The organism is Spirosoma litoris (assembly GCF_054776755.1).
Map to the genome: position 1 here is coordinate 92,508 of NZ_BAAHBI010000031.1, position 14,551 is coordinate 107,058.

Consider the following 14,551-nt stretch of genomic DNA (forward strand, 5'->3'; position numbering starts at 1 on the left):
TATATTTGTGAAAAGGAAGTACACAATGGCAACTTCGCAACCAATACCCTCGAAATTGAGCAACCTTCAGATGGAATTGCTGAAGTTGTATCCCTATGCCGTTTCCGACACAGAGTTGACAGAAATTCGATTGCTTCTTGCTGATTATTTTGCCAAAAAAATTGATGCCGAGATGGGCCAGTTATGGCAGGAAAAAGGCTGGAGTGAGCAGACTGTTGAGGGATGGAAAAATGAACACCTGCGTAGCCGTACTGCTCAATGAGAATTGTACTGGATATTAATGTGTTATTGATATCACTTCCAGTCGCGTCGCCATATCGACCAATTTTTGACGCTTTAAAAACTGGTAAGTTTGATTTGGTTCTGAGCACAGATATTTTGTTGGAATACCACGAAAAGCTAGCCGAGAAGACCTCCCCAACCATTGCCGATAACGTCATTAAACTTTTGCTTTCGCTAGAAAATTGTTCATTACAGCCTGTATATTTTGAATGGGGCTTAATGCATAACGATCCAGACGACAATAAATATGTGGACTGCGCTTTAGTGTCAAACGCTGACCATGTAGTCTCTGAGGATCGCCATTTTTCTATTCTTCGTGACATTGAATTTCCCCGTTTATCAGTTATCCGTGTTGATGAATTTCTCGATTTGCTCCGACTTTGATCCCAACTGAACGCGTTGGGAAGCTCGCCAGGGAATCAATGCTGCCAGCAGAACTAAGCCACCAAGTGCTGCGGTGATACCTCCGCCCACATTGGCAAATGTGCTTAAACCAGCCAGCATTAACGCCGTGAATACCAGTGATCCGGCAATGACCCGCAGCCCAAACCGATTCTGTTGTCGGATGGCCAACGCTTCTTCGGGCGATTCGCTTTGCGCATCCTCCCGCTTTTGCTGACGGGCAATCAGGTATTGATAGTATTCGTTAGCGGTCCTATCTTTTGACCGCGCCCACAACTCATAACCCAGTAACAGCAGCAACGGGAGACCAACCCCAACGATGGTTTCGGTGCCTCGGGTCAGTTTAAAATCAAATAGGAGAGGAGCCAGTATCTTAAAAAATAGGTTGACAGTCAGGCCAATGCCCGTAACCCAAAGCGTTACTTTGCTGGTCAGGCGTTTGGAGAACAACGCCCAGAGAGGAGGAGCCAACAGCGGACCGCCTGAAATGGATGAGATGCTTAACACCACTTCCACAATGCCACCGGCTGCGGGCACCATCAGCGCAATCCCAATCATGCCCAGCCCAAATACCCAGGATGAACCCCGAGCTACCTGAATCAGCTTTTTATCGGAAGCCGCTGGGTTAATCAGCCCTTTGTAAATATCATTCGTAAACACGGCCGACACGACGTTTAGGGCCGTGTTTGCACTCGCCGATGTTGAGAAATACATGCCCGTTAGCATTAGGCCCAGAAGGCCCGGTGGCAGTACGAGCTTACAAATCATAAGATACGCATTCTCGGTATCAAGCCCGGTTAATGATGGGTTGATGGCTTTGTAAATCATGGGCGGCATCATCCAGATAACTGGGCTGATGAGATATAAGCCCGCAAACAGAAACGCCACGTTGCGCGCCGACTTCGGGCTGTCAACACTGGTGTAGCGTTGCACAAACGTCCAGTTGCCTCCGATGTAGCAGATGTGGTAAATGACAAAAGCAGCTATGAAACCGAAAGTGTATTCGCCGTTTAGCAGATTAAAAAAGTCAGCCGGCACGTGTTGCGTGAACCCGTCGATACCGCCCACTTTATCCAGCGAAAGCGGTAAGAGAATAAATACAGCCGCCGATAGTACCACGAACTGCAAAATATCGGTCACCATAACTGCCCACAACCCACCAACGGCTGTATAGGCAATCATGAAGAAGCCTAGACCAATTGTGCAGGGAACCAGCGGTAAATTCAGCGACGAGCTAACCAACTTAGCCACCGGATACAACACCGAACCTTTAATGAACAGCGAAACCAGCGTAAAAATGAATATGTACGCTTTCTGGACGGTTGTTCCTAGCCGGGTGCGGATAAACTCAGCGGCTGTTAAAGCACCTGTTTGTTTCCAGCGAGGGGCCAGATAAAGGCCAGTGATTAATGCGCCAATGCACATGGTCCACTGAATGGTAATGGCTACCCAGCCGTGTTTGTAAGCAATGGAACCCCATGCCACGAACGTGCCCGCCGAAAAGAAACTCATGAACAGGGATAGGCCGCCAATAAACCATGGCACGGCCTCCCCACCCGCAAAGAATGATTTCAGATTTCGGCCGGTTCGGGCAAATAGCATCCCGATGCCTAACACAAAGGCCGAGAAAATGACAATAACGGCAGTATCTATGGTTGTATTCATAATGTCTTAGTTATGTTTTTTGACAGGATTTACAGGGAAGCTGTTTAAACTTTCTATATCCGAGCTATAATTGGTTTTTTGTCATCCCGAGGAACGAGGGATCTTCGGTAAAAGGAGTTTTTGGTTCGCTACCGAAGATCCCTCGTTCCTCGGGATGACAAAAAATGCGACTACAAAAAGAAGTTTTACAATTACAGGATGAACAGGATTTTATTCCTAGATGCCAATCCTGTTCATCTTGTAAATCCTGTCAAAAAATTACTGTAAATCAATCTCCAGCACACGTTGGCCAAAACCTGGCAAATCAATTGAAATGACGTCGGGGGCAACCGTTTCGTTGGTAGGCAGCCACTTTGCGCTTGCAATGCGTTTTTTCAATACGGCAGGGTTGATCTGTATGTTGGATTTCGTTGCTTGAACGCGGTTGTTTTGCAGAACGACGAACAACTTTTTCTGATCGGCAGACTGTGCCAGAATGTAGTCGATAACGGGACTATCGGGTTTTACCAATTCTTCCTGAATCAGTAAGGTAGCGGGTTGCCCATAAATCGTTCCGGCTTTAAAACCGTACGTTTGGTGTGGTCCAACTTTAGGTGTTACGAATCCTCGCGGAAAAACTACCTTACCGGCTGATCGTAACTCGGCTTCGGCCATCAGATAGTCGGTTAGCCAGCCAATTTGCCACCAGGCATGGTGCGGATAAGGGCCAGCTCCTCGGTTCATGGCCTGCCAATAGTAAGAAGCCACGCTGGTTTTCTGGTCGACAAACGCATCACGCCCGATAGCACCCGCCCGAGCCATATCGGCAAAAATTGGCTCCTTGGTTAAGCCATACATTCGAATAAATAGACCGGCGTGGCTGCATAACTGAATAGGCCCGTGCCGAGTCGCCGACCCGAAAATGCCGCCGTGTTCAAAACTCAAGCCTGTCTGGCTAATCTCCCAATCTTCGCGGGCGACTCCATTTACGGTTTTGGGCTTATGACTGGCAATCGGATGGGTGTAGATCGACGTAGTGTACACTTTGGCCGCTGTAATAGCAGCCGTTTTGTAACGGGCGTTTTTAGTCAGATCATACAAATCTAACAGCGCCTGCGCCGACTGGCCGGTCGCGAAATCGGGGGCGTAACGGGCGTCGCCACATACCCCCAGATAGCTGCCCGTTTCGATGGCGTTTTTCAGAAACCAATCGGCACCTTTGCGGGCAGCAGCGAGGTATTTCGGATCGTTCAGAATGCGATAGGCAACGATCAATCCGTAGAACGTGGGCCGTACATCCTGAATGTCTTTGAAGATTTCTTTTTCGGTATGGTGATCATAGGCGACAGCCCAGCTACCATCCGGTTTTTGCCAGGTTAACAAACGGTCCGCACCGAACCGAAGCCGTTCTTTTAATTCAGCATTGGTGGGCTCGAACAAGATCATATTGCCAAGGTCGAGCATGGTGTAATACGTAAGGCCAATGGGTTCGACAACTTCGCCCCATTCTTCGACAAACTTTTTCTTTTTCGCCAGAAAGTATTGTCCTTCGGGTGCTCCCTTGAAAAAATTGTTCCCGGTTTCCTGCTGAGCAAGTTTGAAATTCTCGGCGTAGGGCAACACGTTTTGGGTGAGTAACGGATCTTTCGTTGCGTTGGCCAGCATCCACATCGCACCATAATCGGAGTTTTTCATGGCGTCTTTATCGGAGCCAACTACACCACCCAGATACGACTGAGCCCCGATCTTCTTTCCTTCAAACTCTTCAATATTCCACAAAGACGTTTTTGGGTCGGTCAGGTAATGGTGCATTTTTTCGATTCGGTCGGTCAGCGATTGCTTGCTTTGCCGTAATCCGAGCGTTTCCTTGAACCGATACACATCATATACCGCGTGGTTTAGCGCCTTGAACCAATCGCCATCGGTGAGGTTGTATCGAAACGTATAGCTAATCGGTTCGCCTGTTTTTAACGCCGATTTGGGTTCGCCCAATACCGGATAGTAGAGCGTTGGCGAAAGCTGGGCTTTGCGATTCATGTGCGACAACCCGATGTTCCAGTCGATTTGCGTGATTTTGTCTTGCGCCCAGGGGTCACGTGCCAGGCCTGGTTCGGGGATAACAGCCAGCGTAACACCATTTTTGGTGGTAATCATCGGGCTAAGTGTACTGGCGCAACGTTCGCGGTAGATGACGGGCAGTGTCGGGATGCCGTGACCGTAGGCATAGGCCAGCGCAAAATTTGGTTGAAACTTGTTCCCTTGAAAATAACCCGGTACGGTAGCCCAGGCCAGATTCTTCTCCAGAGTTGTGGCAAGCGTTGGGGTCGCGAGCGAAAAATAACCTGCTTTCTTCGGGCTAATCGTCTGCTTAACAATAATATCCGATGCGAATTCTGGGTCTAGTGCCCACTCGGTAACGATGCTGGCAACCTCAGTTTCCTGCCGAAATACCAGCCTGTTTTTACTAACCTGCTCGGCTTTCTTCGGGAAAAAATGAATGGCTTTGCCCGCTTTATTCAGCGAAACCGGATTTGTACTTTCCGCCCATTGCACTTGTTGGTAATGGTATTTCTCGCCTGGGAAAATAGCCCCGGTGATGTCTTTAAACGTCGTATCGGGTTTATCAGATGGTTTTTCGGCCGCATACAGTAGGGTATTTTCTCCAGAAGGATTAGCCATGTTCAGCCACGCATTTCCTTTGCGTACTGCCACCTGCCCAATTGCCCAACCCGTTGAGGTGTTTTGCCAACTGATTTTTACCCGATCATTACTCAGCGACAGGGTTTGGGGTGATTGAGCCTGAACTTGTAAGGCTGCTATAAGTAGGACAATAAAAATACCTTTCAAGTACTTCATAGTTAACGGTTGTTTGCACTGATATTCTCGGTGTTCGTGGTGTCGGTTTCTAAAAACCGACACTGAAAGGTTTCTCAAAACCTATTCAAAACTTACTGTATTCCTGTCGCGAGGTGTTAAGAAACCTCACGTGTCAGCTATAAGTAGCTGACATCACTCAGTTAGTTGATAGCATATATATCAATTTTTCAATCCCTCGGTCATAAATGTCTTTGGCTGGCCATCCTCTCCGGCATAAACAATGTAGACGTCCAGGTCTTTTCTGGTGGACAGATAGCGCTTGGTTGCCTCCAACCCCATCACAAAAAACGCGGTGTCATAGCCATCAGCAGTAATGGCATCCGGCGCGAAAACGGTCACGCTCAACACCGAACTTTGTTCCATCAAACCCGTTTTGGGGTTGATGATGTGGCTAAATGTCTGTCCGTTCGATTCGTAATGATTCCGGTAGTTTCCGGCGGTGGTCATCGCTCGATTTACCAGTTTCATTGTGGTCAGCATTTTGCCGGGCTGGCGTGGGTTTTCAATCCCGATTGTCCAGGTCTGCCCTTCGCCTTTTTTCCCTCTGGTACGAACCTCCCCGCCAATTTCTACAATGTATCGATCAATTCCCTTGCTTTCCAGAAACTCCGACACCACATCGACCGAGTAGCCTTGCGCAATGCCGTTGACATCCAGACGTATATTTTTCTTCAGCTTTCGAATGGATACAGAGTCAAACGAGATTTTCTGAAAACCAACGAATTGTAATAATGAGTCACTGTTTACCGGCTCGGTTAGCCGTACTTTTTTCGGCCCAAACCCGTATGCTTCGATCAGCGGCATGACCGTTGGATCAAAAGCCCCGTTCGTTACCCGAAATACCTCTTCCGACTTTTTCAGCACTGGATAGAAATAGGGCGATTCGAACCGGTGCGTCTCCGAACGATTGAACCGCGAAATCTCGGAATCCGGTAAATAGGTCGATAGGCATTTATCAATCGTTATCAGGACTGAATCAATTTCTTTTTTGAGGTTCCGCTGCCGCTCATCCCGGTATTTTATGTGATACGTTGTCCCCTGTGTTTCTCCCTCCAGATTGATCATGGGTAAGTCGGTGGCCTTTGATAAATAAGGGGTGAGGAGAAGGATGGTTAACCAGTAATAGTTAAGCGTTTTTTTTAGCCCCTCTCCCGTTTTGGGAGAGGGGTTGGGGTGAGGGTAAACGTTGCCCTCACCCCCGACCCCTCTCCCAAAACGGGAGAGGGGAGTGAGCCTACGGCTTGCTACTCGCAGTGGGTTCATCTTTGATGATGGCCATGAATTCCGGCAAGTGTTCCTGATAAACACCGCGTGGCGTCGTACTGTATTTTTTAGCCATGTATGCGGCAAAACCAACGACTTCCCCCATCATACCGCAGGTGCGCATAACGCGCGTGCTACCAAACGCAACGTGCGTTGTGCTGATGTTCCGGCCAGCCATAAACAGGTTGGAAATATTCTTCGAATACAGACAGCGGTATGGAATGGTGTATGGAGCCACTTTGATGTGCTTCGTTCCGGCAAAAAACTCCTGCCCCTCAAAGTACTTGCTGTTTTTGGGGTCTGGGAAGTGGAGATCGATGGTCCAGGTGGCCGTAACGGTGCCGTCTGGGTACTGTTTCCCTTCCTGAATATCCATCTGATTCAGAATATGATCGCCAAGTAATCGGCGGGATTCGCGCTTGCCGCCGATGTAGGCTACCCAGGCCAATTCCCGTTTGCCATATTTCTCTTTTTTGTTGGTTTTCAGATACGACCAGTTGCCGTAGATAGCCCGCAGGTTATGATCACGAATTTTTTCGGCGTCGGTGATGGTGTTGTAATTCCCAAAACCGGTTTCCCACTGCCAGTCGGAGCGGGCTTCGTCAATGTGGTATTCATCCGAAAAAGGCAGCGCCCAGGGTACTTCGGGGAACGACGAAACCGTGTCGCGTTCCAGCGATGCCCATAGATTAGACGTGCCCAGCGTAAAGTCGTCTGACTTATCGGCGGCCAGCGATTCACCTGTTTCGGCCTTACTCTCGCGCCCGAACCGGTAGTCGGCACCAATCAGATAGCCGAGCGTTCCATCACCAGTGCAGTCGGCAAAGTAAGTGCCTTCGAAGCGCGTTTCTTTGTTGGTCGCAATATCCCGACCCACTACGGCAGTCACTTTGTCCTTCTCTTTTTCGGCCTTGTAAACGTGCGTGTTCAGAAACAGCTTAATGTTTCGTTCGGCTTTTACGATGGCAATTTTACGGGCATCGCCGTATTCGTTGCCGTTCGGATTACCATTGCCCGGATCGCCATTGTCCATTTCCCGAACGATACGCCCGAGTTTAGGATAGTGGTTCTGATCGGTTTCGCCCCGGAGGTGCACCCGAACTTCTGAGCTGTTGTTCCCACCCAGCAAAGGTCGATCCTGAATCAGAGCCACTTTCAGGCCCATGCGAGCGGCCGACAGCGCGGCACAGGTGCCAGCAATACCTCCGCCTACAACGACCAGATCGAAATGACCTGCATTAGCCGTTGTGCCGGTCAGGTTAAGTAGTTTATTTCGAAAAGCGGTCAGCGCTTCCAGTTTATCGGGTGGTGTGAATTTGGGAGCGTTGGTAAACAGAATCGCGTCGCAGCGTCCGTTGAAGCCAGTCAAATCGTGTAAGGCCAGACTGGTCTGATCATTTTTAATATCAACTTCGCCACCGTTGTACCATTTCCATTCGTCGGAACCACTTTCGCCGAAGACCATCTTTACCGGCTGATTATCAACAACCACCTGAAATTTCCCTGGACCTTTCGGAAAAGGTGCCCAGTCTTTGGTGCGCACCCAGAGTTGGTATTTTCCTTTTTTAGGGAAGCTAACCGTCGTGGTTGCATCTTTTACCGGGCGTCCCATACCATGCGCCATCATGTAGGATGAACCGATGACAACAAAGGATTGCTGATCGATAACCCAGCCGCCTTTATTCTGAAACGACTCCGTTTCGACGAAAACCTGATCCTGAGCCACCAGGGGCAAGGCGAACAGCAGGAATAGGAGAAGTTGACCAATTGATTTCATCTAATTCTTTGATTTTTGGAACGCTGATTATTATGATTTTTACTGATTTTTAAGGATTTATAATTAGATCATAAGCATCATAAAAATCTGCCGGTCCGCCGGTGCGGTTCTATTTGGTTTGAGTAGCTTTAAAAGCATTCATCTTCGCCACAACGGCGGGGTTCTTTGGGTGAAAAGAAGTTAAGACTCGATTGATCTCCATGGCATATTCCTGATTTGACGTAACCAGTTGATCCGCCATCGTTTGCATCACTTTCTTGGATAATGTCGGTTGGGTGGCCAGCAAATTGAGCATCAACGTAAACTGCTCCCGATTGGCATTGACCATCGCCTTAGCCGTTGCTTCAGCCAGCGAAGACTGAAAGGGGATTTTCGCCAGCTTTTTCAGAATCGCGATTTGCAGGGGGTAACTCGCCGATTGGTACGTTTCCCAAAGCCAGACCTGACGTGCATTACTGGCGAAAAACGGATTGCTAATTTTTTGAAGAGCCGAGCGAGCCGTAAAAACGTTTTTCCCCCGAATGATTTGCAGTATATCGGGCGTGAACGATTCGGTTATGTTCCCCGCTTTATCGACCACTTTATCCATGGCCCAATATTGGTAGTGGTAGTTGCTGCTGGTCAGGAAACGGTGCAGCAGATCGTCTGTTCGATACGATTCGGTGATCTTTTGCATTTCATCCGATACCTTTCCATGAGCGATGTGCCAAAGCGTATAGCAGGTATACACAGCTCCATCGATCACCTCGTTTTTGACGGTTTTCAACGTGGCTCCCGCTTTCGCATCTACGGAGTCAGCCAGGTTTTCGGTGCCTTTTCCAACCAGATCTTCCATGGCCACGTCTTTCAGCAGGGAGTTCGTATTGCTCAGGATATCCCGCAGCTTGTCATAGTCCTCCTGTTTAAATTCCCGGTGATCCATTTTGGTCAGAACTTCGCCAGTTGGTAAGTCGTAGCGCATATAATTGCCCAGTAAATCCCAGTAGAAATTGATATACACCGGCTTGCACTCACCTGTCAGGCAAACGGGCGTAAACACATTGCGGAAGAAATAGGCGGGCTGGTCCTGCTCATTGAACGCCAGCTTCAGGATGTAGGAAGCTGTATCGTTTTCGACAATGGTAAACTCCCGGATTTTCTCCGACTTTTTCGTAACCGCTTCCGGTCGTTCCGAAAAACCGGAAAGAGCCAGCAGGATTAGTAAAAAAGTCATTGAGCGGATCATTCCTAAATGAGGTCTTCCTCAGATTTTAATCGTACTACTTAGATTAACATCACGAAGGCTCATTTTTGTCATCCCGACGTTAGGAGGGATCCGCTCCGGCGGCCCGGTCAAGTTGTGTAATAGTCAAGCTTGAGATCACTCCTAACGTCGGATGACAAAAAATGGCTTCCTACTTCCAATCTGAATTCTGTTCCAGCTTCGAATTAGCGTTCAATTCGTCCTGCGGAATTGGGAAATATTTGTTCTTCGCGGTTACGTTGCGAGTGGGGTAAACCGAGTTGACGGCTTTGGGAATAACCGTCAGGAATTTACCCGTCCGGGTGAGGTCATACCAGCGGTCGCCTTCGGCAAAAAACTCCCAGGCCCGCTCCTGAATCACGGCGTCGATGAAAGCATCTTTACCGAGACCCGTTTGCAAATCGGGTAAGCCAGCCCGTTTCCGAATAGTATTCACGTAGCCATAGGCTAGTGTTGTGGCACCGTTTAGTCGGGCTTCGGCTTCGGCGGCAATTAGGTACATATCGGCCAGACGAAGAATGGGTATGTTCGGAATCAGACCAATCGTCGAAACCGGATCCTGGTATTTCTTGATCAACACCCCATCGGTTGTAATGGGCGTAATGCTCCTTTGGGGAATGGTTTTGGCATTTTTATCTACATACGTCGTGTCGAGCAAGAGCCGGCGCTTGTCCTGCGGGTTGAACGAGTTATAGAACGACTGATACGCGAACATCGAGCCAAAGGTCGTTTTACCGTATTCTGGTCCAGCACTGGCCGGGGGACCGCATAGGCCCGTCAATTGGTGCGAGCGTCCTGGAGAAACGGGGTCAACTTCATACGCCCACATGTTTTCGACACGAGCCGCGTCTTCCTGATCGTACCTATAGACATTACGCACATCGGGCATCAGCGAGTATTTTCCCGATGTGATAACGGCCTGCGCTTTTTCGAGCGCTTTCGCCCAATCTTCGTTATACAAAGCCGCTTTTGCGTACAGCGCATTCACCACTTCTTTCGACGGGCGGCCTTTGTCAACTGCCGGGTACGATGGTAAACCGGCCGCAAATGCCTGATCTAAATCGGCATAAATCTGCTTGTACACATCGGCTTTGGGGCTTTTCCCAACAATGGCATCGGTTTGCGAATAGCTGGGGGTGGTTTTGATCACGACATCGCCGAAGTTCTTGGTGAGCATCCAGAGATAGAACGCCCGTAAGTAATACGCTTCGCCGATGATCTGCTTTTTGCGGGTTTCGTCCATCACCGCTGCGGGCACTTTGGCAATAATCCAGTTTGCTTTCTCGATGCCATCATAACCCGATATCCAGATTTGCTGAGGGGCTTCGTTGAGACGTGAATTACTTTTCTGCGTTGTATAGTTGACGTCGTACGTAAAGAGCGTCAGCGTGTTCCGGCCCACCACACCACGAGGGTAAGTTTGGTCGTCGCTAAAATCTGCGATCAAGGTTCCGGCCGGGCCACTATACATATCCGCAAATGGATCATAAGCGGCTATCAGCCCCTTCTCGGCATCGGCAGCCGTTTTGTAAAAGGCTTCGGTGTAAATGGACGAATAAATGGTTTCATCCAACTGGCAGGAAGCCAGACCGAAGGCAACGAATATAGGAATGAGTATCTTTTTCATTTGCTTAAAGAGCGAAAGAGTGAATGAGTGAAAGAGCGATTTGTCCTAGTGGGTAAAGAGTGATCGATGCATTTTGTGCTACTAGCTAGCACGCTCTTTCACTCATTCGCTCTTTCACCTTTTAAAACGTGACTTGTAAACCGCCCAGGAATGATTTGGCTTGTGGATACACGAGGTTGTCGATGCCGATGGCGGTATTTGACCCTGCATAGGTATTCACTTCCGGATCGAAACCACTATACTTCGTGACGGTGAACAGGTTGTTGGTGCTCACATACACCCGAATTTGCTGAACTCCTTTAATGTGCGGCAGCGTATAGCCCAATGTCAGGTTCTTGCAACGCAGGTACGAACCATCTTCAACTACCTGACTCGTCACGGGCAGACGGCCCGCCTGGAAACCACTCACGTACTGGTTGCTTGGGTTCGTTGCCGACCAACGATTGGCAAGCCCCGCCAACTGGTTCCGCTGGCCCAGTGGCATTTCGAATGACAGACGAGCAGCATTGTAAATGTCATTGCCCTGCGACCCTGATAGGAACATGCTCAGGTCAAAGCCTTTGAACGACAGATTCGTAGAAAAACCGTAAATGAACTTCGGGTTGGGATTGCCGGTAATCACCTGATCGGCCGCCGAAATGGTGCCATCGCCGTTGATGTCTTTCACTTTCAGACCACCCAAACGACCATCGTAACCGGGTAGGATCGACTCGCCCGTTTGGTTGATACCGTCGTAAACGTAGGTTTTGAAAACGCCAAGCGGCTGGCCAACTTTCAAGACGGAGTAGGCGGTAATGAACCGTTCCTGCGTGGTGCCACCGTCCAGATCCAGTACTTTATTGCGGTTCATAGTCATGTTGCCCGAAACATTCCATTTCAGCGGCCCGTCCAGAATCCGGGCGTTTACAGCGAACTCCAGGCCCTTGTTTTCCAGCGAGGCAAAGTTGCCCGTAATGGTGCTGTAACCCGAACTCAAGGGTAGTCCTTTTACGTACAGCAAGTCTTTGGTGGTTTTCTGATACGCATCGACAATGATGCTGATGCGGTTGTTGAGTAAGCCAATATCAAGACCGATGTCTGCCTGAGCCGATTTCTCCCAACGTAAATCGGGGTTGGCAATGCCCGATGGATTGATGCCCGTTACATAGGTGTGGTTGATGTTGTAATCACTTCCCGAAGCCGAAACCGTTGCCAGCGATTGGTATGGGTTAAGGCCACCGGCATTACCCGTAATACCGTAGCTACCACGTAGTTTCAAATCCGAAAGCCAGGTCACGCTCTTGATAAATGGCTCTTCGATGATCCGCCACCCTGCCGAGATAGCCGGGAATAAACCATATTTGTGGTTTGCGCCGAACTTGCTCGATCCATCGACCCGAGCGGTCAAATCCAGGAAGTACTTGTCTTTATAGCCATAGTTGACACGGGCCAGATACGAGTCCAGACGTGTGCGACTCCGACTGCTGGTGACAGTGCGAGTCAGGGCTAATTGCAAGGCTTCGTTTTGGGTCGCATCGTTCGGGAAACCCGTGGCGTTAATTTGGTTCGAATTGTTGTCTTCCGATTGAGACGCCACTACTGCCGTCGCCTTAAATGAATGATGCTGGTTGAAAATGGTACTATACGTCAGGATGCTTTCGTGTAGTAATGCCAGCCCGTTCGTATTCACTTTGAAGCCCGAGCCTGAGTTGTCGTTCAAATCGGCTTTGTTGACAATCGACCGGGGAGAGTATCCGTCGCGCAAGCTGCTTTGCAAATCCGCATTGAACGATGCCCGGTAGGTCAAACCTTTCAGAATGGTGAAATCCGCGTAGAAATTGACGAGGGTTCGTTTGATGGCGTTGCGGTTCAGGACGCTGGCGAAGTTGAGCGGATTAGTCACCTCCCGATATTGTCCACCAGCCTGCTCGCCAAAGGGAAACAAGGTTCCGTCGGCACGGTAAGGTACCAGTGTTGGGGGAGCCCCGATGGCCGCGCCAAGAATAGAGGCTGTGACAACCCCTGCATCCCCAATCGTTTCAGAACCCGTTGTAACTCCCGAGTTAATCGCGTAACTGCCTAAAAGACTGGTGCCTACTTTCAGCAATTTGCTCACCCGGTGGTCAACGTTCAGCCGGTACGAGTACCGCTTAAACGCTGAATTGATGATGATACCGTCCTGATTGAAGTAGTTCGCCGAAAGAGCGACCTGCGTTTTGTCGTTGCCGCCGTTGATCGACAACTGATGGTTTTGAATCGGTGCCTGACGGAAAACGAGATTTTGCCAGTTGGTGCCTTCGCCTAGCGATGCCGGATCGGGGTAGAAATTGTTTTTGAAGACCTCGTTTTCCAACTGAGCAAATTGAGCCGCGTTCAAAACGGGCAGGGTTTTGTTTACTTTCTGAACCCCATAATAGCTATCGAAGGTTACGCGGGTTGCGCCCGTTTTACCCCGTTTGGTCGTAATCAGCACAACACCATTAGCCGCTCGGGAGCCGTAAATAGCCGACGCCGAAGCATCTTTCAGAATTTCGACCGACTCAATATCGTTCGGGTTTATGGTCGAAAGTGGGCTGACATCATTGATACCCCCACTGTTCGAAATCTGGATACCATCTACAACGTACAGCGGTTCTGAACTCCCGTTGATCGAGTTTGTACCCCGAATCCGAACGCTGATGTTACCGCCCGGCGCTCCCGTATTTTGGCTCACCTGTACCCCAGCAACCCGCGATTGCAACCCTTGTGCCACGTTGGCAACGGGAGTTTGTACTAGATCAGCGGCTTTTACCGAAGCAATGGAGCCCGTTGTTTCAATCTTGCGCTGGGTTCCGTAACCAACTACAACGACCTCGTTTAGAGACCGGTCGTCGGCTTTTAAGCTCACGTCGATGGTGCTCCGATTGGCAATGGCCACATCTTGTGATTCATAGCCAATGAACGAGAAGGTTAGAGTCGTCGCACCCGCTGGCGCGTTTAGCGTATACTGACCATCTGCATTGGTCGTAGTGCCTTGCTGGGTTCCTTTAACAATGACGTTAACACCAGGAAGCCCGCCGTTGGTGGTGGCATCGGTGATGCGGCCCGTCAGCGTACGCGTCGACTGAGCCTGGCTTACCAACGTGATCATCAGTAGGCAAACCAACCCGATCACGCTTCGTACTAGTAGAATAGATTTCATAAGAAAAGCAGCGATACTGCCCGCTCGATTTAGGAATGGTTAAAAATTGAAAAAGTACAAAATGGTTTTAGGCTATAGTAGATAAGCTCTATCTGAGTCAAAAAAGTATCTCTAATCGTATTTGCTTTTCCAATAGCATGAATAGAGGACTTTTTTGAATACTTATTCGATGTTAACCCTGTATATTGATTCTGCAAAGAATTTATTGACTTTTTTTATTGGGAACATTCCCAAAATCTTGGGAATGTTCCCAATAAATTTGCTGAAATTACCGTA

General features: G+C 49.2%; 9 protein-coding genes. 2 read left to right on the plus strand and 7 right to left on the minus strand.

Annotated elements, in window-relative coordinates; translation table 11 throughout:
* Nucleotides 1–25: 25 nt before the first annotated feature.
* Together ACYVGR_RS18100 and ACYVGR_RS18105 are read left to right on the plus strand one after the other, a co-directional pair.
* Nucleotides 26–262, plus strand: coding sequence for a hypothetical protein (locus ACYVGR_RS18100; RefSeq protein ID WP_460959178.1), 237 nt, complete (start codon nucleotides 26–28; stop codon nucleotides 260–262).
* Nucleotides 259–666, plus strand: coding sequence for a PIN domain-containing protein (locus tag ACYVGR_RS18105; RefSeq protein WP_460959180.1), 408 nt, complete (start codon nucleotides 259–261; stop codon nucleotides 664–666). The genes ACYVGR_RS18100 and ACYVGR_RS18105 overlap by 4 nt, the downstream gene beginning before the upstream one ends.
* On the opposite strand, the gene ACYVGR_RS18110 is transcribed toward ACYVGR_RS18105, so the two are convergent.
* The 7 genes from ACYVGR_RS18110 to ACYVGR_RS18140 all read right to left on the minus strand — a co-directional run bounded on the left by ACYVGR_RS18110 (nucleotide 622) and on the right by ACYVGR_RS18140 (nucleotide 14,275).
* Nucleotides 622–2,349 carry a sodium:solute symporter family protein gene (locus ACYVGR_RS18110; RefSeq protein WP_460959182.1) on the minus strand — a complete coding sequence of 576 codons (1,728 nt, stop codon included), beginning with the start codon at nucleotides 2,347–2,349 and terminating at the stop codon, nucleotides 622–624. The two genes, ACYVGR_RS18105 and ACYVGR_RS18110, sit on opposite strands and share 45 nt — an antisense overlap.
* Nucleotides 2,350–2,607: 258 nt before the next feature.
* Nucleotides 2,608–5,184 (minus strand): glycerophosphoryl diester phosphodiesterase, encoded by a 2,577-nt coding sequence (locus ACYVGR_RS18115; RefSeq protein WP_460959184.1) that lies wholly within the window; start codon nucleotides 5,182–5,184, stop codon nucleotides 2,608–2,610.
* A gap of 180 nt (nucleotides 5,185–5,364) precedes the next feature.
* On the minus strand, nucleotides 5,365–6,468 hold the full coding sequence (locus ACYVGR_RS18120) for an FAD:protein FMN transferase (RefSeq protein WP_460959186.1): 1,104 nt from the start codon (nucleotides 6,466–6,468) through the stop codon (nucleotides 5,365–5,367).
* Nucleotides 6,440–8,245 (minus strand): FAD-dependent oxidoreductase, encoded by a 1,806-nt coding sequence (locus tag ACYVGR_RS18125; RefSeq protein ID WP_460959188.1) that lies wholly within the window; start codon nucleotides 8,243–8,245, stop codon nucleotides 6,440–6,442. Before ACYVGR_RS18125 ends, ACYVGR_RS18120 begins: the two co-directional genes overlap by 29 nt.
* Nucleotides 8,246–8,354: 109 nt before the next feature.
* On the minus strand, nucleotides 8,355–9,458 hold the full coding sequence (locus tag ACYVGR_RS18130) for a hypothetical protein (protein WP_460959190.1): 1,104 nt from the start codon (nucleotides 9,456–9,458) through the stop codon (nucleotides 8,355–8,357).
* 181 nt (nucleotides 9,459–9,639) lie between these two features.
* Entirely contained in the window at nucleotides 9,640–11,115 is a 1,476-nt protein-coding gene (locus tag ACYVGR_RS18135) for a RagB/SusD family nutrient uptake outer membrane protein (protein ID WP_460959192.1), read from the minus strand.
* Nucleotides 11,116–11,236: 121 nt separating this feature from the next.
* Nucleotides 11,237–14,275 carry a SusC/RagA family TonB-linked outer membrane protein gene (locus ACYVGR_RS18140; RefSeq protein ID WP_460959194.1) on the minus strand — a complete coding sequence of 1,013 codons (3,039 nt, stop codon included), beginning with the start codon at nucleotides 14,273–14,275 and terminating at the stop codon, nucleotides 11,237–11,239.
* Nucleotides 14,276–14,551 lie beyond the last annotated feature (276 nt).

Bases quoted from the DNA above. Each gene is read 5' to 3' on its own strand.
- ACYVGR_RS18100 (WP_460959178.1), top strand. From the start codon at position 26: ATGGCAACTTCGCAACCAATACCCTCGAAATTGAGCAACCTTCAGATG.
- ACYVGR_RS18105 (WP_460959180.1), top strand. From the start codon at position 259: ATGAGAATTGTACTGGATATTAATGTGTTATTGATATCACTTCCAGTC.
- ACYVGR_RS18110 (WP_460959182.1), bottom strand. From the start codon at position 2,349: ATGAATACAACCATAGATACTGCCGTTATTGTCATTTTCTCGGCCTTT.
- ACYVGR_RS18115 (WP_460959184.1), bottom strand. From the start codon at position 5,184: ATGAAGTACTTGAAAGGTATTTTTATTGTCCTACTTATAGCAGCCTTA.
- ACYVGR_RS18120 (WP_460959186.1), bottom strand. From the start codon at position 6,468: ATGAACCCACTGCGAGTAGCAAGCCGTAGGCTCACTCCCCTCTCCCGT.
- ACYVGR_RS18125 (WP_460959188.1), bottom strand. From the start codon at position 8,245: ATGAAATCAATTGGTCAACTTCTCCTATTCCTGCTGTTCGCCTTGCCC.
- ACYVGR_RS18130 (WP_460959190.1), bottom strand. From the start codon at position 9,458: ATGACTTTTTTACTAATCCTGCTGGCTCTTTCCGGTTTTTCGGAACGA.
- ACYVGR_RS18135 (WP_460959192.1), bottom strand. From the start codon at position 11,115: ATGAAAAAGATACTCATTCCTATATTCGTTGCCTTCGGTCTGGCTTCC.
- ACYVGR_RS18140 (WP_460959194.1), bottom strand. From the start codon at position 14,275: ATGAAATCTATTCTACTAGTACGAAGCGTGATCGGGTTGGTTTGCCTA.